At 41.8% G+C, this 23,416-nt stretch carries 22 protein-coding genes; 8 read left to right on the top strand and 14 right to left on the bottom strand.

Annotated elements, in window-relative coordinates:
- Nucleotides 1–69 precede the first annotated feature (69 nt).
- From V7K84_RS12755 to V7K84_RS12730, 6 genes are all read left to right on the top strand, one after another.
- Nucleotides 70–1,848, top strand: a complete 1,779-nt coding sequence (locus V7K84_RS12755) for an asparagine synthetase B family protein (RefSeq protein ID WP_334838509.1) — start codon at nucleotides 70–72, stop codon at nucleotides 1,846–1,848.
- 410 nt (nucleotides 1,849–2,258) lie between these two features.
- Nucleotides 2,259–2,915, top strand: a complete 657-nt coding sequence (locus V7K84_RS12750; protein ID WP_334838508.1) for a pentapeptide repeat-containing protein — start codon at nucleotides 2,259–2,261, stop codon at nucleotides 2,913–2,915.
- Between the two features lie 382 nt (nucleotides 2,916–3,297).
- Nucleotides 3,298–3,507 (top strand): hypothetical protein, encoded by a 210-nt coding sequence (locus V7K84_RS12745; protein ID WP_334838506.1) that lies wholly within the window; start codon nucleotides 3,298–3,300, stop codon nucleotides 3,505–3,507.
- A gap of 104 nt (nucleotides 3,508–3,611) precedes the next feature.
- Complete coding sequence (locus V7K84_RS12740; RefSeq protein WP_334838504.1) at nucleotides 3,612–4,016, top strand: hypothetical protein; 405 nt, start codon at nucleotides 3,612–3,614, stop codon at nucleotides 4,014–4,016.
- A 31-nt stretch (nucleotides 4,017–4,047) separates the two neighbouring features.
- Nucleotides 4,048–6,666, top strand: coding sequence for an nSTAND1 domain-containing NTPase (locus V7K84_RS12735; RefSeq protein ID WP_334838502.1), 2,619 nt, complete (start codon nucleotides 4,048–4,050; stop codon nucleotides 6,664–6,666).
- Between the two features lie 735 nt (nucleotides 6,667–7,401).
- Nucleotides 7,402–7,797: a hypothetical protein gene (locus V7K84_RS12730; RefSeq protein ID WP_334838500.1), complete on the top strand. Its 396-nt coding sequence runs from the start codon at nucleotides 7,402–7,404 to the stop codon at nucleotides 7,795–7,797.
- A 150-nt stretch (nucleotides 7,798–7,947) separates the two neighbouring features.
- Here the strand turns inward: V7K84_RS12730 and V7K84_RS12725 are convergent, their stop codons facing one another.
- From V7K84_RS12725 to fraC, 3 genes are all read right to left on the bottom strand, one after another.
- The gene (locus V7K84_RS12725) at nucleotides 7,948–8,727 is read right to left on the bottom strand and encodes an ABC transporter permease (protein ID WP_334838498.1); all 780 of its coding nucleotides are present in this window, start codon (nucleotides 8,725–8,727) and stop codon (nucleotides 7,948–7,950) included.
- Nucleotides 8,728–8,859: 132 nt separating this feature from the next.
- Nucleotides 8,860–9,867 (bottom strand): septal junction protein FraD, encoded by a 1,008-nt coding sequence (fraD, locus tag V7K84_RS12720; RefSeq protein WP_334838496.1) that lies wholly within the window; start codon nucleotides 9,865–9,867, stop codon nucleotides 8,860–8,862.
- 60 nt (nucleotides 9,868–9,927) lie between these two features.
- Nucleotides 9,928–10,467 (bottom strand): filament integrity protein FraC, encoded by a 540-nt coding sequence (gene fraC / locus V7K84_RS12715; RefSeq protein WP_334838494.1) that lies wholly within the window; start codon nucleotides 10,465–10,467, stop codon nucleotides 9,928–9,930.
- A 238-nt stretch (nucleotides 10,468–10,705) separates the two neighbouring features.
- Here fraC and V7K84_RS12710 point away from each other — a divergent pair, with 238 nt between their 5' ends.
- On the top strand, nucleotides 10,706–11,842 hold the full coding sequence (locus V7K84_RS12710; RefSeq protein ID WP_069068662.1) for a cob(I)yrinic acid a,c-diamide adenosyltransferase: 1,137 nt from the start codon (nucleotides 10,706–10,708) through the stop codon (nucleotides 11,840–11,842).
- 106 nt (nucleotides 11,843–11,948) lie between these two features.
- On the opposite strand, the gene V7K84_RS12705 is transcribed toward V7K84_RS12710, so the two are convergent.
- The 11 genes from V7K84_RS12705 to V7K84_RS12655 all read right to left on the bottom strand — a co-directional run bounded on the left by V7K84_RS12705 (nucleotide 11,949) and on the right by V7K84_RS12655 (nucleotide 21,948).
- Complete coding sequence (locus V7K84_RS12705) at nucleotides 11,949–12,917, bottom strand: PleD family two-component system response regulator (protein ID WP_334838492.1); 969 nt, start codon at nucleotides 12,915–12,917, stop codon at nucleotides 11,949–11,951.
- Nucleotides 12,914–13,228: an Hpt domain-containing protein gene (locus tag V7K84_RS12700; RefSeq protein WP_334838491.1), complete on the bottom strand. Its 315-nt coding sequence runs from the start codon at nucleotides 13,226–13,228 to the stop codon at nucleotides 12,914–12,916. Before V7K84_RS12700 ends, V7K84_RS12705 begins: the two co-directional genes overlap by 4 nt.
- A 371-nt stretch (nucleotides 13,229–13,599) precedes the next feature.
- On the bottom strand, nucleotides 13,600–13,836 hold the full coding sequence (locus V7K84_RS12695; RefSeq protein WP_334838490.1) for a hypothetical protein: 237 nt from the start codon (nucleotides 13,834–13,836) through the stop codon (nucleotides 13,600–13,602).
- A 456-nt stretch (nucleotides 13,837–14,292) separates the two neighbouring features.
- Nucleotides 14,293–14,643, bottom strand: a complete 351-nt coding sequence (locus V7K84_RS12690) for a hypothetical protein (protein WP_334838489.1) — start codon at nucleotides 14,641–14,643, stop codon at nucleotides 14,293–14,295.
- Between the two features lie 359 nt (nucleotides 14,644–15,002).
- Nucleotides 15,003–15,128 carry a hypothetical protein gene (locus V7K84_RS12685; protein ID WP_334838488.1) on the bottom strand — a complete coding sequence of 42 codons (126 nt, stop codon included), beginning with the start codon at nucleotides 15,126–15,128 and terminating at the stop codon, nucleotides 15,003–15,005.
- Between the two features lie 207 nt (nucleotides 15,129–15,335).
- Nucleotides 15,336–15,815: a YbjN domain-containing protein gene (locus V7K84_RS12680; RefSeq protein ID WP_334838486.1), complete on the bottom strand. Its 480-nt coding sequence runs from the start codon at nucleotides 15,813–15,815 to the stop codon at nucleotides 15,336–15,338.
- A 306-nt stretch (nucleotides 15,816–16,121) separates the two neighbouring features.
- Nucleotides 16,122–16,979, bottom strand: coding sequence for a nitrate ABC transporter ATP-binding protein (locus V7K84_RS12675; RefSeq protein ID WP_334838484.1), 858 nt, complete (start codon nucleotides 16,977–16,979; stop codon nucleotides 16,122–16,124).
- 47 nt (nucleotides 16,980–17,026) lie between these two features.
- Nucleotides 17,027–17,350, bottom strand: coding sequence for a hypothetical protein (locus tag V7K84_RS12670; protein WP_334838483.1), 324 nt, complete (start codon nucleotides 17,348–17,350; stop codon nucleotides 17,027–17,029).
- Between the two features lie 84 nt (nucleotides 17,351–17,434).
- Nucleotides 17,435–19,435, bottom strand: a complete 2,001-nt coding sequence (locus V7K84_RS12665; protein WP_334838481.1) for an ABC transporter ATP-binding/substrate-binding protein — start codon at nucleotides 19,433–19,435, stop codon at nucleotides 17,435–17,437.
- Nucleotides 19,436–19,665: 230 nt separating this feature from the next.
- Entirely contained in the window at nucleotides 19,666–20,505 is an 840-nt protein-coding gene (gene ntrB / locus V7K84_RS12660) for a nitrate ABC transporter permease (RefSeq protein ID WP_334838479.1), read from the bottom strand.
- A gap of 60 nt (nucleotides 20,506–20,565) precedes the next feature.
- Nucleotides 20,566–21,948: a CmpA/NrtA family ABC transporter substrate-binding protein gene (locus tag V7K84_RS12655; protein WP_334838478.1), complete on the bottom strand. Its 1,383-nt coding sequence runs from the start codon at nucleotides 21,946–21,948 to the stop codon at nucleotides 20,566–20,568.
- A gap of 768 nt (nucleotides 21,949–22,716) precedes the next feature.
- On the opposite strand from V7K84_RS12655, the gene V7K84_RS12650 reads away from it, so the two are divergent.
- The gene (locus tag V7K84_RS12650) at nucleotides 22,717–23,139 is read left to right on the top strand and encodes a hypothetical protein (RefSeq protein WP_334838477.1); all 423 of its coding nucleotides are present in this window, start codon (nucleotides 22,717–22,719) and stop codon (nucleotides 23,137–23,139) included.
- Nucleotides 23,140–23,416: the final 277 nt, after the last annotated feature.

Raw genomic sequence — 23,416 nt, 5'->3', positions numbered from 1 at the left:
AGGTAAGAGGCAGGAGGCTCAGTTGGAACCTGTGTTTAAAAAGGTTAGATTATGCGTTGAAAATTTCCCATGCTATTTGATGCGTTTAAAAATCGTAAATCTCCTAAAATCGAATTCATCAAAACTAACCCAACCTGGCGCGTAGCGTGGGGAACAGTTGATGCAAACTATGAAAATATAGCTTGGCGAGATGAAAAAATTGTTGTAATTTTACCACCCACAACTTCAGAATTTTCGACGGAGAAATTAGCAATCAGTTCTAGAGGACGATTTGTTGTTGTTGGTGATGTTTGGTTAACTAACCGAGTGCAGTTGCTGCAAAAGTTGGGAATTGAACCGGATAGCTTTCAAGGAAGTTCTCTGCAACTGGTGGCCAATCTTTGGGAACGATGGGGTAATGAAAGTCTTAGCCAACTTGTGGGGATGTTTGCGCTAGTGGTTTGGGATAGAGAGAAACAGGTGTTGAGATTGATTCGCGATCGCATCGGTGTTCGTACTCTCTATTACACTACCACTGGTTCAGTTCGTTGGATTGCGCCTCAACTGAGAACTTTAGCACCCCATCGTTCATCCGATTTAGATTTGGTGGCGTTGCGAGATTATCTTTGTTGTGCCTTTGTTCCTGGAGAACGAACTCTTTGGGAACAGGTACGGGAACTGCGGCCTGGAACTGTTTTAGAATTCCCTGACTACAAAGTTACAGCTTATTGGCAGCTTCAAGAACAGATTACAGCAATAGATCGATCATTAGCATGGCATGGCGATCGCTTGCGAGAACTCCTAGAGCAAGTTGTTCAAGAATATTTACCACCAGCAAATGAACCCGTTGGCGTTTTTCTTTCTGGTGGTTTGGACTCTAGCAGTATCACTGCTTTAGTAGCAAAATTCCATAAAGCACCAGTCCATACCTTCTCGATTCATTTTGGTGCGGAATGTCCCAATGAGTTAGAATTTTCCAGTCTCGTTGCATTCCATTGTCAGACGCAGCACCACATTTTAGAAATTACTTTTAAGGATATGTGGTCACGTCTGCCGGAAGCAATGGCTTATTTAGATGACCCCATTGGCGACCCACTAACTGTTCCCAACCTCTTGCTGGGACGACTGGCGAGAGAAAGCGTAGAAGTAGTTTTAAATGGTGAAGGTGGCGACCCCTGTTTTGGCGGGCCAAAAAATCAGCCGATGCTAATTAATAGTTTATATGGCTCTGTCACCAATCAGGATGCATTGCAAGCTTATTTAATCTCCTTTCAAAAGTGCGCTGTTGACTTACCGCAACTTTTAAAACCAGAAGTTTGGACAGCAGTACAAACAGCACCTTGGGTTTTTGCAGAAGATTTATATTCCCAAGCTAACTATCTGAATCGTTTGATGGCAATGAATATCAAATTTAAAGGCGCTGACCAAATTCTAACGAAAGTCAGTAACTTGACTCAAGCTGCTCTTTTGCAAGGTCGTTCTCCTTTATTTGACCAACGAATAGTAGACTTAAGCATGGAGATACCTCCAGAGTATAAGCTTTCTGGAGTGGAAGAAAAAGCAGTTTTAAAGCAAGCGATTACCTACGGTACGTCTTCGGCGATCGCAGATATTTTACCAGACACAATTATTCATCGTCCCAAAAGTGGCATGATGGTACCGGTGCAGTTAGGATTTCGGAAATATTGGCAGCAAGAAGCCAGAGATTTATTGCTAAATCGGAATGCATGTATTACTCCTTACTTAAACCAATTGCCAATTCGTAATTGGTTAAACTATCAAGGCGATACTTGGAGTCGGTATGGAGTAAAGCTGTGGTTGCTTGCTAGTTTAGAAATTTGGTTACAAGTAAATCAAAAAGCACAGTAGTGAAAGCAACAAAAGGATACGCCATTAATATTACTTATGGTAATTTTGAATTTGGAGTAAGCAACATGACTCTTCTTATATGAATATTTCTTGACTTATGTCAGCATTTTTTGTTTTAAAAACCACTGAAAAAACGCATTTTCAAGTGATTGCCGATTTTCTTATAATTTATTTTTGATTATTTACTGAGCTAATCTCCGTTTGCGGTGTACTCTCAATATACGGTAACTACCAATACTTCTCGGTTAAGGGGAAAAAAGAAAGGGAAAAGGGGAAAGAAAAAACCTTTAACCCAAACCCAGTAACCTTTTACCAAAACCCGATTCCGAATTAAAAATGCCTAACCGAGAAGTATTGCGGTAACTAACACACTCAACCTTTGAGATCAATTACACCCAGAGGTGAATACCATGAACAATTATGCTCAACAACAGGAGTTTATTTTAAGTCAAATCACAAATAAATATTTTCAGCGCCGAGATTTCAGTGGATGCGACTTGAGTGGAATCGATCTGAAAGGAATTGATTTAAGTGGTATTAACTTAATTGGAGCGGATTTGCGGGGTGCAAATTTGTCTGGCTGTGTTCTAACTCGTGCTAATTTAAGTGGCGCAAATTTGATGCAAGCTAGCTTACGTGAAGCTAATTTGTATGAAGCATCTTTATGTGAAGCCAATTTGACTAATGCTGATTTAACAAGAGCAAATTTGTGCGGAACTTTCTTATGGCGGGTGAAATTCACAGGTAGTAATCTTTGGGGTGCTTCTTTATGTGATGTTGATTTGAGAGAAGCAGACTTAAGTGAAGCCCAATTAATTGAAGCATCGCTGATTGAAGCTAACTTAAGTTTTGCCAATCTCACACGAGCAAAGCTATGTGGAGCAAAATTACTAGAAGCTAATTTGACTGAGGCTAACTTAACTGGTGCAGATTTGACATGGGCAAATTTAACTAAAGCAAACTTGAGTAAGGCAAACCTTTGGAAGACAAATCTGATTTATGCAAAGTTGCGAGATACTATTATGCCTGATGGCACAATTGAGCAACCTCAGATAGTTATTTATTAGTTAGGAGTAGCCTATTACCCTTGGGGCGATCCCCGCATTTCTCACAAGCTCAAGGCGTTTGATGGAGTAGAAGAGAAGTAATGAGTAATGAGTAATGAGTAATGAGTAATGAGTAAAAACTTCTTACTTCTTACTCCTTACTCATTACTTATTACTTCTCCCCGGAACTTGCACAGGCAAGAGGTGTGGTGAGAAATCCGGGGATCGCACTTTCTATTAACCAATTGCGATCGCACTAAAAATTAAAGTGGGAGTTGTGGCGATCGCTTGGGTGAGTAAATAAAAGTTTAAGATGGCAGTACCCCTTGTTGGGAGCATCCCAATTTTGCTTAAATCTTTTCCCTCACCCCCAGCCCCTCATCCCGTGAGTTAAAGCGATTGCTTGTCTGCGAGACGCACTCGCGAACGCTGCAAACAGGCTGACAGAGCGATCGCCTCCGGCGGGCGGGTACGCCATCGCACAATCCTATTACTAGAGGATGAAACCAAGTGTCAGGTGGAATTTCACGACTTGTGTGTACACCGTAGCTCCGCGTCGGAGAGGGGTTGGGGAGAGGTTCATCAAACTCACGTTAATTCAGTTAAAACTTGATCAAAACTTGGGGTGCGGTACTTTATTTGCGTAATACACCCTATTTTCGCTGTATGTTTCTTAGATAGATCGAACTGCTCTTGTAAACTTATTGAGAATTAACTATGGAACCTATTTCTCTGATTATTGCTGCTTTAGGTGCTGGTGCGATCGCGGCTGCTAAAGATACCGCCGGAACAGCCGTGAAGGATGCCTATCAGGGTTTGAAGGCTTTGATTAAGAAAAAATTGGAAGGTGATGTTCTGGGACAAGCGATGGTAGATGCCAAACCCGAAGAAATTAAGCAAGCTGAAGGTTTATTAAAAGACAAAATTACCAAAGCTGGTGCCGATCGAGATGCAGCAATTATTCAAGCGGCTCAAGAGTTACTTAATCAAGTCAAAGAACAGCCCGGTGGACAGGAGATTATTACCCAAAATATCAGTAATGTCAAATATGCCGCTACTTCTGGTTCTGGTAATGCAAGTATTAGTGGCATCAATGAACAAGGCACATCGAAGGAGGACTGAGACTGTAACTTAATTAATCAGGGTAGATGTTATGTCTAAGCAAGGCGAGATCCAACAACGTGTTACAGAGAGTGAATACGCTGCTACCTCTGCGACTGGTAATGCAACTATCACTATTACCAATTACTACTATCGAGAAGAAACAAAATTAGTCCCGTCTGATTCTACCAACGCTGCTGATGAATCTCTCCCTTGCCCTTATCGCGGTTTGTTTCATTTTAGTCCCGATGATGCGGAGTTTTTCTTTGGACGTGAGGTATTTGTAGAAGAACTGTTCGCTGCTACTCAAACCCGTAATTTTATCCCGGTGTTGGGTGCGTCAGGAAGTGGAAAATCTTCGGTGGTGTTGGCGGGATTAGTCCCTAAGTTACAAAAACAAGGTTATTGGAAGTTTACTCACTTCCGTCCTGGTTCAGAACCATTCCAAGCTCTGGCTGAGTCCCTGGTTCCCCTTTACGAGCCTAATCAAAATGCTACTGAGCAAATGCTTCAAGCTCGTAAGTTAGCTGAATACTTTGCCAATGGTTCTGTTCCTCTGCAAGATGTTTTCTCCAAAATTAAAGGGAATTATCCCAATCATCGGGTATTGTTGATTGTCGACCAATTTGAAGAACTTTATACTTTGTGTGCGGATCAAAAAGTTCGCCGTGGTTTCCTAGATACCTTATTAGCTTGCTTTCAATCTAACCCTGACAATAATACTGTGCTGGTTGGAACCATACGGGCGGATTTCTTGGGGAATCTCCTCTCCTATCGTCCACTTGCAGATGTGTTGCAAAATGCTGACATCAAGCTGGCACCGATGAATCGTGATGAACTTTCACAGGTGATTGAAAAGCCTGCTGAGAAGTTGGGTGTGACATTTCAAGATGGATTGGTGGAACGCATTTTGGATGATGTGGAAGATGAACCGGGGAATTTACCTCTTTTGGAGTTTGCATTAACAGAGTTGTGGAAACGACGAACGGGTAAACAGTTAACTCATGCAGCTTATGAGGAAATTGGTGAGGTAAAAGGTGCATTAGCTCGTCATGCAGATGAGAATTACGGTAAGTTGAGCGCCACTGAAAAAGAACAGGTGCGGCGAATTTTTATTCAATTAGTGCATCCGGGGGAAGGAACGGAGGATACGCGACGACTAGCGACAAAAACCGAATTGGGTGAAGCCAGATGGGAATTGGTGAAACAGTTGGCGGATAATCGATTAGTTGTCACCAGTCAAAATTCTGCTAACCAAGAGACAGTAGAAGTTGTCCATGAAGCGTTAATCCGTAATTGGGGTGAACTTCGGCAATGGATGAATGCAGACCGTAGCTTTCGGGCTTGGCAAGACCGTTTGCGCTCCGCAATGTATCAATGGGAACAGACGCAACGGGATGAAGGGGCATTGTTGCGGGGTGCAGCGTTGGTGGAGGGGGAAGAAAAGCTAAAACAACGGCGAGAGGATATTAGCGCAGCCGAGCAAGAGTTTATTCAAGCTAGTGTAGCATTGAGGGATAGGGAACAAAAGCAACGAGAACGCAGAAAACGGCTGACTTTTTACGGATTGGCAGGGGGTTTGGTGTTAGCTTTGGGTTTATCTGGACTAGCGGGTATAGGCTGGGGGAATGCCGAAATCAGTCAAATTAATGCCTTAGCCCAAAGTTCCGATGGGTTTTTGGGTTTAGATGGGCGAAAAGCTGTCGAATCAAGCGTCAAAGCTGCTGTCAAAATGCGAGGTAAATTCTGGGTTGATGCGGATACCCGCACCCAGGTAGAACTGGCATTATTAAATACAGTTCACAATGTTGCCGCACCCAACACCTTGGGAGGACACGCAAACGCGGTTTTGGGCATCAGCTTCAGTCCCGATGGCAAGATGCTAGCTTCTGCCAGTGCTGACAAGACGGTGAAACTGTGGGATACCACCACTGGCAAAGAAATCAAAACCCTTACTGGGCATACAAACTGGGTTTATGGCATCAGCTTCAGTTCCGATGGCAAGATGCTAGCTTCTGCCAGTGGTGACAAGACGGTGAAACTGTGGGATACCACCACTGGCAAAGAAATCAAAACCCTTACTGGGCATACAAACTCGGTTTATGGCATCAGCTTCAGTCCCGATGGCAAGATGCTAGCTTCTGCCAGTGGTGACAAGACGGTGAAACTGTGGGATACCAGCACAGGCAAAGAAATCAAAACCCTAACTGGGCATACAAACGAGGTTTGGGGCATCAGCTTCAGTCCCGATGGCAAGAAGCTAGCTTCTGCCAGTGCTGACAAGACGGTGAAACTGTGGGATACCAGCACAGGCAAAGAAATCAAAACCCTAACTGGGCATACAAAAGAGGTTTTGGGCATCAGCTTCAGTCCCGATGGCAAGAAGCTAGCTTCTGCCAGTGTTGACAAGACGGTGAAACTGTGGGATACCACCACTGGCAAAGAAATCAAAACCCTAACTGGGCATACAAACGAGGTTTGGGGCATCAGCTTCAGTCCCGATGGCAAGATGCTAGCTTCTGCCAGTGCTGACAACACGGTGAGACTGTGGAGGCTGGATTTTGATTATTTACTCCAGAAAGGGTGCAGTTTTATGCGCGAGTATTATAAAACCAATCCCCCTGATAATGAGAGTGACAAGCACCTGTGCGATGGTGTTGGTAATTCGTAATACCGATATTACCTATGCGGGAACCGTTATAAGTAATGCTTAAGCCATAGTTAATACAACTTAAACAGTACTTATTAATGGTGAAGCTGTAGTTACAGACGCTCATTATATGATAAGTAAACTTGAAGCTATAGTTAACACAATTTCTTCTGTAGTTATGAATGCTCAAGCTGTAGTTAACACAGCTTCTTCTGTGGTTATGAATGCTTAAGCTGTAGTTAGCACAGCTTCTTCTGTAGTTATAAATGCTCAAGCTGTAATTAAGATTATGGCGCTTCTCGTTTGGGTGCAATACACTTTGACCTCACTTCCATTCCTCTCTCCTAAAAGGCTACGGTGTACACACAAGTCTGATAACCTTATTCCGTATCGTTCCGATCCCCCTAACCCCCCTTAAAAAGGGGGGAACTAGAATCAAAGTCCCCCTTTTTTAAGGGGGATTTAGGGGGATCAAACCACATTTTGCACTCAGCATAGAGATGTGTGTACACCGTAGCTCCTAAAAGGAGAGAGGCTTTGAATCTTACCCCCCAACGCTAGTAGAGAAGGGGCTGGGGGTTAGGTCTGTATTTCATGCAATTGAGAACCGCTATAGATAGACGCTTTAGATAAATTAAGAGAATTTACCAGTAGTTCTCTCATAAAAAGTATAAGTATTTTTGTGGATTTTGCTGAACCAGAATGTATTTTCAGTAAGACATAGTAACTATATAAATGTTACGAGTAACTAAATTTATGTCTTTGAGAAAACGTACATCCCGCGTTCTAGAAAATGCTGAGTTAAGATTTGCTGGACTCAAAGCAATTGATGTCAATCTGGATCTTGGAGAGACTTGTAATTTAAAAATGCTGACAGAACTAATTGAGCAATTACGCAGCAAGTTAGAAGCTCATAATACTGCTCTCAGCACAATTGACTCTTCCAAAGTAGAAATTGACATGTTAGAACAAACCTTGGGTACTTTCTCCGAAAAAATGCTCATGGGAATCGGCTTTAAATACGGCAAAGATAGCCGCGAATATGAGATGGCTGGTGGAGTTCGCAAAAGTGAACGTATCCGTAAAAGCAGAGCGACTCGCTTGAAAACTATTGCACAAAAAGCATCTAGCCAAGGCACTCAAACCTTGTAGATGTGTAAACAATACAGTTTGGATAAGCAGGGGAGCAGGGGAGCAGAGGGGCAGGGGGGACAAGGGGACAAGGGTGAATTATTGAACAAGTCTTTCCCCCATCTCCCCCATCTTCCTTGTATACCTTGTCCTCTTCTCCATGCCCAATGCCTAAAATTCGCGTTGTGAAAAGATCAGAATAGCGATCGCTAATAACATGGCACTATAAAGTAAGCCATAACCAGCATTCATAATCAGTGCAGTAGTGTCAGGTAGTGCTTGCAGACCATAAACGGCATCATTTTTTAAATCTAATCGAGATAAATCTGGCAAGAAAAGAAACAAAGCTTGAGTTAGACGTTCCATACCAGGGTTACGGCTAAGACGACCAAGTTGTACTAAATCTTGAGTAATATTTCCGATTAAATATACTGCAAAGGTTAAAATAGTCGCTAACAGAGAAGCAGTAAAAACACCGAAGGTAATAGCCACAGCAGTAATTAATGACAACTGCAAAAATAAGAATATTCCAGCAATTAGAATGCTTGCTGTAGGATGAGGAATATTACCAATTTGCAGAAATACCAGATAAATTACTGTCATCGTGGCGACAAGCACAGCTAGGACAGCGGATAAACCCAAGTATTTGCCGACGATAATTTCGCTGCGACTAACAGGTTTAGCAATTAATACTAAAATAGTGCGTTTTTCAATCTCTTTATTAATTAGTCCCGTACCAATAAATATCGTAATAATTAACCCGATGGCATTCATCGCTGCCATCCCAAAGTCTAAAAACATTTTATCTTCAGCTGTAGCTGCAAATTCAGGAAGAACGCGAAAAGCAGTGGCGAGTACTAGCGCATAAAAACCAATAATATATAGGATGCGATCGCGTACCACTTCCTGAAATACATTCTTTGCCAATACAAAAATTCTGTTAATAGTCATTTGTCATTTGTCATTGGTCATTGGTCATTTGTCATTGGGAAGAGGCAGAGGGTAAAAAGGTAATTTTATTATTCTTCCCCCTGCTCCCCTGCTCCTCTGCTCCCCTGCCCCTCTGCTCCCCTGCCCCAATCCTCACTGCTGCGGAGGCGGTGAACCAGGAATTAATTTACTGGCGCGATCGCATTCGATTTCTGCAACTGTAATCTTATTCTCTGAATTAGTACCTGCTGCCACTGGTTCAATGCGACAAGATTTTTTTAAGTAATAGCCCCGTGGGTTAGAACTCGGCCCTATCCAAATACTTAATAAATCTAATATATATCCAGACTTAGTATTAGTTACACGCGGTTCAACGCGCCATAATTCTTTCTCTTCATATTTACTTAGGTTCTTTTTAATGATTTCCCTACCCAGATTTCCTACCCGCTGTTTCGCATCTAGCAACCATTTCTCTACTTCTGACCAAGGTCTTTCAGCTATTTGCTCTACTACTATTGGTTGAAGTCTCTGGAGAATTACAACGCCGTTTTTGGGAATTTTTACTGTTTCTTCTGTTCTGGCAACAAAGATACTATGTTTAAAAGTATCTGCTTGCAAACTGGGATATTGTCGTAACCAATTATCTGTCACAAAGTGAAACTGAATCCAGCAACTTAGCAGCATACTACTAGCAACTAAAATTATGATTCTTTGGCGGTCTTGCGGTTTAGGAATGCGAGCTTTTGCGTCGGTGTCATTTCCTTCAATAAACTCTGGTATTGCGGTAATTAGTGCTGAAATTGTCGGCCAAAAAACGATTGTTCTGGGTGTAATTACATCTTGTTGATCTCCAAATGCAAAAACACTCACTAAGAATCCAGTGATTACTGCCCCGACTGGCATAAAAGTCCCAGGAACCCTCAAAGGATCTTCTGTTGTATACCAAGCTGTGCCGGCAATTAAAAATAACCAACCAAAAAAGGCAATTATATCTTTGATATAACCTGTGGCACAATATGAAAGTACCCAAGAAAAAACACTTAAATAAATAAATGTCTGCCAAGAATAAGCTTTGGGTGGAACTAATAATTTTCTAATTCCTGCATAAAGCCCTTCAGCAAATTTAAAAACCCCAAAAACATCTTTTAGTAGCGTATTCATATTCCTCCCTACACCCGAACAATCAATATTTTTCCTTTGAATTAAACAAGTAATTGCTTGCTATTTTGAACGAAATAATAAAATAATAGTTATTGCAGTATAGCTTAGAGAATTTGCTATTAGTATAGTTGTAACTAAATTAGTATTTTGGAAATTAAGGGTGGTAAAACGACGCCGTTGCAAGCGTTGTGATGTTTTAGGTTCCTCTTCTGTTTTCGCAAATGATTCATTTAATGAGAATAACAAGACCCTTAAAATGAAAAATTTCATCAAAAACGTAGTAAAAAAAATTATACAAGCAGTTAAAATAATTAAAGGCTGTGTGTTCGGCGATTTAAAGTTATTAAAAAACATATAGTTAATTAATTCTGATTTCAGCTGTATTGGCAACATTGGTTCTGATACAAAAAATATGAACCAACCAATTACGCTAGAAAACAGATTGATAGAAATTGCATAGAAAGTACTGGTTTTTTTGTCAAATTTTAGTCGCGAATGCAAAACATAAGCTTCGATGGGGATAGCAATCAGTACAAATAAAAAGTCAAACAGAAATCCACCAATGGGAAAAATCCTGGGAAGCATCCAAGTGTCAGGCATAAATGGTTACGGGTAAGGGTTAACTGTAGTGAGTATAACTGGGATAGTAAGGGTGATGGGGGAAATTATCCCATTGTTCTTGTCCTTTAGTATGCGGGTGTGCCAGTATTCCTCTATTGATATTGTTAATACATCGAACTGACCTTTGTACAGACGCATTAGAGGGGTAGTTTCTCTATCTGAGAGTACAAGAGGTTAGGTAAGATTAAAGACTGCCATAGTTATAGCTTTTCGAGAGATGACAAGGAACGGTATTGGGATTCGGACGGCGCAAGTGCGTCAAGAACGGCTTATTGGTCAAATTCACGTCTACGATGGTCTGGGTAAAGGTAAATCTCAAGCAGCTTTGGGGGTGGTTTTGCGCTCCATTGGCTTGGGAATAAATACGCCTAGCAATTCTAATCGTGTTTTACTGCTGCGATTTTTAAAAGGGCCAGAACGTGATTATGACGAAGATGGCGCGATCGCAGCTTTGCAACGCGGGTTCCCCCATTTAATTGACCAAGTTCGCACCGGGAGAGCGGAATTTTTTGGCCCGGAGGAAATTACCACTTTTGACCGAGATGAAGCAATGCGGGGTTGGGATGTCGCCAAAGGTGCGATCGCTAGTGGTTTATATTCAGTTGTCGTCTTAGATGAAATTAACCCAGTTCTGGATTTAGGTTTGCTACCAGTGGATGAAGTGGTAAAGACATTAAAATCTAAACCCCAAGAGTTGGAAATCATCGCCACTGGACGCGCCGCACCGCAAAAATTGCTCGATATTGCAGATTTGCACTCAGAAATGAAACCTCATCACCACCCGACAGCCAAAGCTCTCTTTCTGGAAGGGATTGAAATTTATACTGGTGCTGGTAAAGGTAAGTCTACTAGTGCTTTGGGCAAAGCCTTACAGGCCATTGGTAGAGGAATTAATCATCCAGGATCAACCCGTGTATTGATTATGCAGTGGCTTAAAGGTGGTAGCGGCTACACAGAAGATGCAGCGATCGCCGCTTTGCAGCAGTCATATCCAGAAGTGGTGGATCATCAGCGTTGCGGTGGAGATGCGATCGTCTGGCGAAATTCTCGGCAAGAATTAGATTATGTAGAAGCCGAACGAGGTTGGGAAATTGCAAAAGTTGCGATCGCTTCTGGATTGTATAAAACTATCATTCTCGATGAACTAAATCCCACCGTTGACTTAGAACTACTCCCCGTTGAACCCATTGTCCAAGCTTTACTCCGCAAACCCCGCGACACCGAAATTATTATCACTGGCCGCTGCCAAAATCCACCTGCATACTTCGACTTGGCTAGCGTCCACTCAGAGGTTTATTGCCACAAACACTATGCTAATCAAGGTGTAGAACTTAAACGAGGGGTAGATTTTTAAATGGGGAATGGGGAACTTGTACTGAGCGACTTGCCCTGAGCGTAGCGTCCCGTAGGGAAGAGAGTCGAAGTATGGGGCATTGGGCAGATAACTGAATGTTGGCACACTAGCGAAAATTTGTACTTTCAGGTAGTAAAATATTTTGCACAAAACGATCGCGTCCTGCTGCCTTTGCTTGATACAACGCCCGATCTGCTGCCGCAATCATTTCTTCTAAGTCAGAATCTGGCTGAGGAATTTCTGTCGTAAACCCAACACTAATAGTTACATGAGAACTAACTTGGGAATTTTGATGAGGAATTGCTAGTGCTCGGACAGCATGACAAATTTTTTCGGCAACATGAATCGCCCCCTCCGTGTCTGTGTTAGGTAAAATCACAGCAAATTCTTCCCCACCATAACGGGCAACTAAATCTCCGGGACGTTTAATCATATCTTTGATCGCTTGAGCAATTTTTTGAAGACAGCGATCGCCTACCCGATGACCATAGGTATCATTATATAATTTGAAGAAATCAACATCGCAAAGAATCAGAGAAAGCGGACGTTGCTCGCGTTTAAAACGCTGCCACTCTTGGTAAAAATACTCTTCAAACCGTCGGCGATTAGCTACTTGAGTTAATCCATCGATAGTAACTAATCGCTGCAATTCCAGATTCATAGCTTCCAGTTTTTGCTGTAACTGAGATTGCTGAATCAAACGTTTTACCCGTTGTCGCAAAACTGGCCAGTGAATTGGTTTGGTAACAAAATCCATTGCTCCCACTGCAAATGCACGGTCAACTGACTCTTGATCTTCAAGTCCTGTAATCATTAAAACTGGAGTGTGCTTGTTACAATCCAGAAGCTCCAACTGAGTGCAACACTCGAATCCATCCATATCCGGCATTATGGCATCAAGGAGTACTATATCAGGGTGCAGTTGGTTAAAAACACTTATTGCCTCTATGCCATTTTGAGCTTCCGCAATTTGATAGCCTTCCCGCTCCAAGAAATGCCGCAATATCAGGCGAATAAAAGGTTCATCATCAACAATTAAAACTAAACATTGGCTTTCTTGAGCAGTGGCTTTCATGGTACTTCCTTCGCAAGTTCTTTTTCTAAGGCAGTTTTAACTTGTTCATATTCTTGATACAGTAGTGAAAGTAATTCTAGATTGTTTTCTAAGTTACTGCTGCGTGCTTGTGCTTCTAACACCTTGCAAAGCTGCGCCAAGGCGATCGCTCCAATAAAAGCACTGGTGGACTTGAGTTTGTGTGCTATTTGCCATATAGTCTGGATATCCTGAGTTGCGATCGCTGTGCTGATATGTTGCACTAGTCTGGCTGTCTCTGTAAGATAACACTCAATCACTTCAGCAAATGCCACACGATCTCCTCTAAGCATAAGCTGCAAGGATTGGAGGATTTTGGCACTTTTTAATGTCTGGTTTTGCCCTGCATTGAGATAGAAGAAGGTACTACAAATCAAAAGATCCCCAACTGTTTGAAGTAAGTTGGGGATCTAAGCCTCTCGTTGGAGAGCAAATTAAATATAGTGGTTCACGCAAATTTTAAGTAGACTACGCCCGCGATCGCAACAAAAGGGTAATGGAGATTAAAAACCAATACAGTCCAGATAAACCCAAAACCAGATTGTAGAGACGCGATTTATCGCGTCTTGATTTATCGCGTTTTGAAGACCAATTATCTACACCAATAATCTTTAACCCAAGCGTATTGGATGAAAAACAAGGGTTAATGCCATTCGCTTGTACTTTAAATTACAGCTTCTTGGCGTTGACAATCAAAAACAACCATGTAGGAAGCATTTGGTATTTCTTGAGGAAGGTGCCGCATATAGCCATCGGCATCAGAACGGCTGCGGAAGCGAGCAACAATCTCCCGTTGCGTATTCGGAAGTAGACGAGCGATCGCCCAAGAATTGAGGCGTTCTTTATACGCAATAGTCTGATTGTCTGATTGAGAAATTTTGTTATCCGTATTTTCTGGCATAATTATGTTAACCGTATGAAGTTTAATGAAGGGCGTTAATTAGTTTCTAGGTAGGAATGCACTAACGCTTTTTTTAATGCTGCTGCCACCTTGTTATTCGATTATTAATAAATTGTCAACACTGAGCGCTATATTTTAGACCAATTAAGTTGGAATTTTCAGGGACAAATGAATCTCAAAGCCTTAACTTGCAATTGTTTCCAGGACACAACCGTGTTCAAGCAGAAAGTTTGGCAATTATTGGGTTTGCATAATTTGTATGCATACACATAAGTAAAGTCCGCATCAGTGGTAAAACAAACATTAATGTCTGAAAAAATACTATTTATCATCTGAATAAAAAATGAATAATAATGTACTTGAAAATGAGAATAACAGAGTAAATTATTGATTTTGACTGAAGGCGGAGCCGGAATTGCTCCCCTCCTGAACTATTTTTCAAATTTACCTATCTCTTCACCAATCCTTATCTAGTAGGGATTCAAATTCAGCTTGCAAGGCGTTTATATCCGCCAATCTTGTGACTAGTAAATTATCTTTACCAGCATCATTTAAACGTACTTTCCAATAACGAATACTGTCTGAGTTATTTAACCAAAACTTAATCACCGTATCTACTACTTGATCCAGATTCCAATCCCACTTTGCTGGAACTGATTCTACCGATTCTAAAAACGTATCTAGCGTACACGTATGCATTCCCAAGTATTCCACACCTTGGTGGCGTGATTTTTGCCCATTTTGCTGTTGCTGATTAAAAAACTGCAAAAGTGGAGATATTCCTACAATATCAAAAGTGTATTTCATGCCAGTACTCTCAACTTTATATTACTTACAGGAAATATTTAGTTTTTTCTATTTCTAAAATAATATCTGGAAAGGAACTAAAGCATCTGCAAAAAGTGCAGTTTTGATCTATATCATAGGCGTTAAAATCTCAGCTATAAATTAGCACTAACAAGCATTGAGTGCTAATATTTATTTGAGAGTTTGATTGATTACTAAAAAGTTTCAGGCATTAATTCAAAGATGTATATATCTTTAATAATTATTTAATTAGTTACGTTACGGCTTGTAAAGGCTAGATCCAGCCTAACCCATCTTTTTAAGGCTTGTGATGATAAATAAAGTGGCTGTGTAATGAAATCAGTAGCCCAACACATATACTAGATGCTATCAAGTCTGCCAACCAAACTGCCTTTCTGGAGCGATCGCACCCAAAATACAGATGGGGTCAAGTCAAGGGAGTATAAATTTAAACTCACTTGACAGTGCAGTTTTAAAAGTGTCACTTACTAGACTCGCCTTTTGATTGAAGCAGTGATACTATCTATTTGTGTGAGGAGCAAGTTAAAAATAAAAAACGCCTGGGGTGGAAACACGGCAACACTCCCAGGCGTTTTTTAATTGGTACACAGAAAAAAGTCTTTGCAGATTCGCCCAAACCGGATTGCTATGCATCGGATGTAGCAATAGCCCAATCTAAAATCTAAAATTCCTTAGGTTGCACCAAATTCAGTTTGTAAGGCTTCATCGTTATTATCAGCGATCGTTGCCACAACGGTAATTAACCGAGATACTTCGCCAGGAGATAACTCTGCTAAGGTGCGTGTCGATATTACAACCACCCGGTTTTCAATAATGCCGAAACGTGCCTCAAAAGTGCTGGAACAGTTTAACTCCAAAAGATACCGCATCAACTTAGGTTCATCTTTGGCAGGTAAATTTAGCACCGCAGACCAAACCGTTATTGTGTCTTCATCGCTTGTGCCGTTGAGTTGGACAAATACTTGCACACTTCCATACTTAAATTTCCAGAGATAACCACCCTCTGGAGTGTGGCTAACCATCGCACTATCATCTTGTTCCAAAGAGTCGATGACATTTTCAATTACCTCAACATGGTTAATGCTTGTCGTCTCGGCGATTAAATCATTAACGGATTCGTTACTAGTTACGGTTTCTGGGTAGCTTGTCATACAGATTTTTTCTCAACATACTCGTTCTACACATACTTTATAACTTGTAGACGTAGTTGTAGAGGCAATTCATGAATTACCCCTACTAACCCGGATTTCTCACGCATAGTGTAGGCAGAGGGGGAAAAGGAGTGTGGGGAGTGTGGGGAGTGTGGAGGGTAAGACTTCTTCCCCATCCTCCCACACCTCCCACTCCCCTTGGATTTCTCACAAGTGAGAAATCCAGGACTAATTGCTCCCGCCACCATCTGGTATGGTAGCGGGAGGAACAAAGAATTATTCTGGAAAAATCAATCACGATCGCACTTAACCTACATCATCATGAGCAAAGCGGTTAAAGAGGAAGTCTAGGGCATAGTTACGCAGTTGGTAGTATTGGGGATCTTCCATAATGCGGCTGCGATCGCGCGGACGAGAAAAAGGAATTTCCATAACTTCACCAATCTTTGCATGAGGGCCGTTGGTCATCATCACCAATTTGTCTGCTAAAAATAGTGCTTCGTCGATGTCGTGGGTAATCATCAGCACTGTACAACGGTTGTCACCCCAAATTTTCAGCAATTCTTCTTGTAACTCTTCTTTGGTGATAGCATCCAGCGCCCCAAATGGTTCATCTAAAATTAAGACTTTCGGACGAATCGCCAAAGCACGGGCAATAGAAACCCGTTGTCTCATCCCGCCGGACATTTGCATTGGTTTCTTTTCCATTGCATCAGCCAATCCCACCATTGCTAAATGATCGCGCACGATCGCTCTTTTTTCAGCTTGTGGTTTGTTGGGATAAACGGCGTTAACAGCTAAGTAGATGTTTTCAAAAGCAGTTCGCCACGGTAGCAAGGCATAGTTTTGGAAGACAACCATTCTGTCTGGGCCTGGCTTGGTAATGGGTTCTCCTTCGAGTAACACTTGCCCGGAGGTGGGAAAGTTAAAACCGGATACCATATTTAACAGTGTCGATTTGCCACAGCCAGAGTGGCCGATGACGCAAATGAACTCGCCCTGTTCAACGTTGAGGTTAACGCCGTCGAGTACGGTGAAGGGGCCTTGCTTTGTCGGATAAACTTTGGTAACGTCTTTAATTTCTAGGAAAGGTCTGGGGCTGGTGGTTGCAGCGACGAATGGTTTTCCTAGTGTGCTTGTAGCTGTTGAGTTGCGGTTTTGCATGGTATTTGGTATTTGGGTATTGGGTATTGGGTATTGGGGACTGGGGATTACTCGCTGCAACCTAGAGGTTTGTTAATGAAGTTCAAAGACTCGTTAACGGAGTTCAAAGGTGGATTCATCCAGTTCAGATACTCGTTAACGGAGATAAAAGGTGGATTCATCCGGTTCAGATACTCGTTAACGGAGATAAAAGGTGGATTCATCCAGTTCAGATACTCGTTAACGGAGATAAAAGGTGGATTCATCCAGTTCAAATACTCGTTAACGCAGATAAAAGGTGGATTCATCCAGTTCAGATACTCGTTAACGGAGATAAAAGGTGGATTCATCCAGTTCAAATACTCGTTAACGGAGATAAAAGGTGGATTCATCCAGTTCAAATACTCGTTAACGGAGATAAAAGGTTCGCGTATGATGTGCTACTTCTCCCACTCCCTCTTTCTCTCACCATTCTTTTATGACGCGAGTCTCCTTCTCGGTGCATCAAGAACAACTTCCGCAATTGAAAAATCACGTTTAATTTTCAAGTTGTTGAGATAAGCGATCGGATCGTCGGCGTTAAAGGGAGTACCATCGAACAGTTGGATCGGTTGGCGAATATAGCTAATATCCAAACCTAATTCTCGTGCGGCGGTGCTGAAAACACGCACGCGACACACCCGTTCAACAACTTCTACCCAATTTCTGGGGAAGGGAGTGTCGCCCCAACGCGCCAATTGACTCATAATCCAAATTTGTTCGGTGCGACTGGGACGGTTGATCGCGGAATCGGAATAAAACTGGTGATGGGCATAGTCCCGCAACGGATGGTTTAAGTCACAGGTGAGACTATCTGGATCTTCGAGTTGAATGTATTCTAAATCAGTGCTGACGTAATCTCGCCCAGCTAAAATTCGGCGAATTTCTTGGGTATTTTCGGGATTTGCACAATACACGCAAGCTTCTAACAAAGCTTTAGTCAAGGCGATATGCGTATTTGGATAATTTTCTGCCCAATCTTCCCGCACACCAAGAACTTTACCGGGGTGTCCCAGCCAAACTTCTAAGTCAGTAGCGATGGTAAAACCGACATTTTCCACAGCAGCGCGGTAGTTCCAAGGTTCGCCCACGCAGTAACCATCAATGCTTCCGGCTTTTAAGTCGGCTACCATCTGCGCTGGGGGAATGGTTTTCATATCCACATCGCTATCGGGGTCAACTCCTCCAGCCGCTAGCCAGTAACGCAGCAGCAAGTTGTGCATCGATGCGGCATGTACTACTCCCATTGTGTGCCGTTGTTCGCGGGTGCGAAGCAGGTATCTTTTAAAATCTGATAAGGTTTGCACACCTTCGTCGTAAAAGTGTTTTGCCAGGGTGATGGCGTTACCGTTGCGAGTCATGGTAAGGGCGGTGACAACGGGCAGAGGTTGATTATTATGTCCTCCCAAAGTTAACCACATTGGCATCCCTGAAGGCATTTGCGCCGCATCTAAATAACCACCACTTATGCCATCTTCTATACCCCGCCAACTACTTTCCCGCACCAGGTTAACTTCATCTAAACCGTGCTTAAGAAAGAAACCTTTTTCTTTAGCAACTGCTAAGGGGGCGCAAGCTGTCAGAGGTAAAAAGCCAATTTCTAAGTTAACTTTTTCTAATCCATGACGGGCAACGTCGCCAGTTTTCCGCGCCCGAATTTTCTTGATGCGTTTCTGCTGATTGAGGAAGTAAATCATCTCACTCCGCAAGCTGTAATAGCTGGGATGTTCTACTACTTCCATGCGCTTGCGGGGTCTGGGAATATCCACTTCTAAAATGTCGCCGATTTTAGATTCGGGGCCGTTGGTCAGCATCACGATTCTGTCAGATAACAGCACTGCTTCATCTACATCATGTGTCACCATCACGGCGGTAACTTGATTTTCTTCGCAGATTTGCATCAGTTGTTCTTGCAAATTACCGCGTGTGAGTGCATCCAATGCACCAAAGGGTTCATCTAGCAAGAGTAATTTGGGACGAATCGCTAAAGCGCGGGCGATCGCAACTCGCTGCTTTTGTCCACCTGATAACATTCCCGGTTGTTTATCAGCATGGGGACGCAAACCCACCATATTTATATGCTTTTCGATAATGGCATTGCGTTCATCTGCGGGTAAACCTTTCATTACTGAGTCCACAGCTAGAGCAATATTTTCTCTTACCGTCCGCCAAGGCAATAAGGAATAATTTTGGAATACCACCATCCTGTCCGGGCCGGGTTTGGTGATTTTTTGTCCTTCGAGAGTGACAATACCCTCAGTTGGCAAATCTAAACCCGCAATCATATTTAATAGAGTGGATTTCCCGCAACCGGAGTGACCAATAAGAGAGACAAATTCTCCTTTTTTAATTTGAAGGTCGATTCCTTTGAGGGCAATATATTTGCCACCACCAGTTAATTCAAAAACTTTTTCAATTTGATCGACAGCTACGAACATCTTATTTGTCCTTTGTTATTTCTTGTTTGTTATTTGTCCTTGGTAAGTGGTCATTAGGTTGTGTTTTCAAACCTCTCTTTAAGCACCCTAGTCTTTGAAGATCCCCCAACCTTTAAAAGGGGGGCTTTTAGAATTTCTTTCCCCCCTTAAAAAGGGGGATTAGGGGGGATCTCCGAGTTTGAAAATAGTCCCTAGTCCTTAGCTTTCTACAAATGACCAATGACCAATGACTATTTTTGCTCTGTTGGTAAAATCTTGTTTTGAAGCCAACCCATCGCTTTATCTAGCACCAACCCAACAATGCCGATATAAACTAGAGCTAAAATAACTTCGCTGACGTTGTTATTTTGATAAGCATCCCAGATAAAGAAGCCGATGCCGACAATACCGGACATGACGATTTCGGCGGCGATAATTGCTAACCAAGCTAAACCGATCGCAATTCTCAAACCGGTAAAGATGTAGGGTAATGCCGCCGGAATCAAAATATTAGTGAAATATTCTTTGCGGCTAAGTTGCAGAACTTTGGCGACGTTGTTGTAATCTTGGGGAATTTGGGTAACGCCGACAGCAGTGTTAATTAAGATGGGCCAAATGGCGGTGATGAAAATTACAAATAAGGCGGCGGGTTCGTTTTGTCGTAAAGCTGCTAAAGAAATCGGAACCCAAGCTAGAGGTGGCACAGTCCGCAGTAGTTGAAAGATGGGGTCTAAAGCTTTGGACATGGTTTTATTCACCCCAATCAAAATGCCCAAGGCAATACCAACGATCGCAGCTAGGGTATAACTGATGGCAACTCGTTGTAAACTAGCGAGAATCTGCCAAAATAGACCTTTATCAATGCCACCTCGGTCATAAAATGGCCAGAAAATCAGAACCCAAGTGTCTTGGATAACTTGTATTGGCCCTGGTAATGTGGCTCCCGGAATCCAAGCGAAGAGTTGCCAGAGAACGAGGAAGATTGAGATGGCGATCGTTGGTGGTATCAGATCGGGAAATTGCTTTTTCAGGCTGGATATAAAGCTATTACTCAATCTAGGGCTTGCAGGGCGTTTTTGAGCTATTGTCATGATGCTGTATTCTCCGCAAATTTTATTTGTTATTTGTCCTAGACGCGATTCATCGCGTCTCTAAATACTGACTTTTTTGATTTTCAAACTCTTCAAATATTCTTCTGGCTTTTCGGGGTCAAATTTGATGCCATCAAAGAACTGTTCTACACCACGGGATGTATTTGTAGGAATATCAGCAGCAGCAATGCCAGCTTCTTTGGCAGCTTCTTTCCAAATATCTTCGCGGTTGACTTTGTTAATCAATTCTTTAGCCTTGGCGGCATTATTGTCTAGATAATCTTTTGGCAAGAATCCCCAACGAACATTTTCAGTGATGAACCATAAATCATGACTCTTATAGGGATAAGAAACACTACCTTTTTCATCTTTCCAGTAGTAAGCAGCCATTGATTTATCATCAATTTTGCGACCATCACCCATGTCATATTTACCTTGGTATGGATCGGCTAATATTTCCGGTGAAGAAAGATTGAAATAATTTCGTCCAGCCAAAATTTCAGCTGCTTCTTTGCGGTTGTCAAAATTATCTAACCACTGTTGGGCTTCCATAATTCCTTTTAAAATTGCCTTGGTAGCCTTGGGATTTTTATCAACCCAATCGCCTCTCATGGCAAGATATTCTTCAGGATGATTCTTCCAAATTTCTGCGGTTAATGCTGCTACGTAACCAATTTTGTCTTGCACCAGGCGATAAGGCCAGGGGTCGCCTGTACTAAAGGCATCCATTGTTCCTGTTTTCATGTTGGCCACAGTTTGCGCGGCTGGTACTGTGAGCAACTTGACATCTGCATCTGGATCTAACCCACCTGCTGCTAACCAGTAGCGAATCCACAAATCTTGGTTGACGTGGGGAAAGGTAAATGCCGCTGTGAAGGGGGTTGAGGATTTTAATTCCTTAAATAAAGACTTAGCGGCGGCGAGTTGTAGACTAATACCTTTGCCTTGGTGCTTGTTTGCGATCGCAATTCCATTTCCATGTGTAATTAATTGACATAATACATACATGGGAATTTTTTGATTGCCTTTGGTAATTAAACCTTCTGTAATTAAATGTGGCATTGGCATCTGCCATTGACCGCCATCTATACCACCACCGGCAGAACCAATTTCTACGTTGTCTCTGGCTGCACCCCAAGAAGCTTGTTTGGAGAGGTCAACATTAGTCATCCCATACTTTACAAAAAAGCCTTTTTCTTTAGCAATAATTAAAGGAGCCGCTTCTACAATGGGAATATATCCCAACTTGACTGTAGTAGTTTCTGGTGTTTGTTCGGGGCTAATATTAGCAACCGTTTGAGCAGTTGGTTGTGCTTGACTGCTTCCACCAGTAAGGTTTTCAGGAGGATTACCCAAACAACCTTTGAGGAATACAGTACCCGCAGATGCTCCGACTGTGAAGATGAATTTGCGGCGAGAAATTTGATTAAAAAATTCTGTCATAAATATCTCCTGAAAACGTGAATGTTATTTTTTATAGCTATGACAATTTAGGCAAAAAGCCTTGTGTTTCTTGCATTATTAATGATTAATCAAGCTATATTTAGCCAAGCGATCGCAGCCATTTCATCGATGAAATAGCTACCTATATAAGAACTCGGTTAAATTATTGGCTCTGCTTTTTTAATGTGATGCAGAGGTATCATTCACCTTGTTGAAATCAGTTTACAGCCTTTGCAGCTGAAATTGTTAACTTGGAGTCGGGATTATTAAACAAATATTAGATTGGATGTATAAGTAAAAATTTATCTATTATCCTTAACTGCATGAATAACTTTGAATATATAAGCTTTTATTTATGAAGACCATTAGGTTTATATTATGCTTTCCTGTTTTCCTTTATTTCCTAACTTAATTTTAATATTAAATTGCCATATATAAATTTTTATCTATGCTAACTATAGCAATCCTATTTGAGGTGCGAAATTAGTTGTGAAGGCAGGTAATAAGTATTTAAACTCAATAATAAAATGCTCGCTACTCCTGTTTTGAGAGCAACACAACGGCTGAAACCTTTATGATTGATACATTCTTACAAACACTGGTTCCCCTGTTTTTCAAAAATTAGCTTACCAGTGAGAGGATTTGATTAATTGGAAAAATCAGGAATATCTCTTTTTTGCTCAGGTGCATAAATTATAAAACCCTACGTAATAAACAACGTGGAAGGGTTTAAACCTGAAACATAAAAACTTAAATAATGAAAAAACCATGTTAGACTTCGACAAAACAACTTCTAATCTGTCTCGTCTTAGTTTAGAAAACTTGTTCACTGAATTAACTTCCGAACAATCGAGTGCTATTGAGGGAGGAGGTTTTCTTCTTATTGATGGTTTTCAAATCATCAATGCTGGTGCAGATAGTACCAGCGGAGACGATCCCTATATTACAGTCAATGGTCAAACACTTGCAGGAAGGTTTGATGATGTAGGTACAGGACAGTATATCGCAGTTAACCGAGGGCTAGGGTTTGACGGTTTGGCAAACGTTAACTTTTTTGATTATGACGACTTTTTTAACGGTGGTGACGACTATTTGGGTGGTTTTACCGTTACAGGAGCAACAAACGGTCAGAACGTAACGCAAGTATCTGGAGGAGGGTCTACATATGATGTGTACTACAGAGTCTTCTGATGTACACTGCCCTGTCTTCGCCTGAAATGACGCTAAAAATCAAGCTTCAACCATCTCAGTAAGCGCAAAAGCCAAAATAACTAGATGGTTAGAAGGAATATCTAATTAACTGAACACTAGATCCAGTCGGAGTGAAAAACCCTGACTGGATCTTCTTTATACCTCGTTACTTGCTATAACTCTTATTAAGCTGTTGTGCTTTTAATTTGCACAAACAGCATTTCCCTTGTTTTTTATTTTTCTTCCCCATTTAATAATAAGCTCTCCATCATTTAAG

Source organism: Nostoc sp., assembly GCF_036917315.1.
Classification (GTDB): Bacteria; Cyanobacteriota; Cyanobacteriia; order Cyanobacteriales; family Nostocaceae; genus Nostoc.
This window is presented reverse-complemented; position numbering and strand designations above follow the sequence as displayed.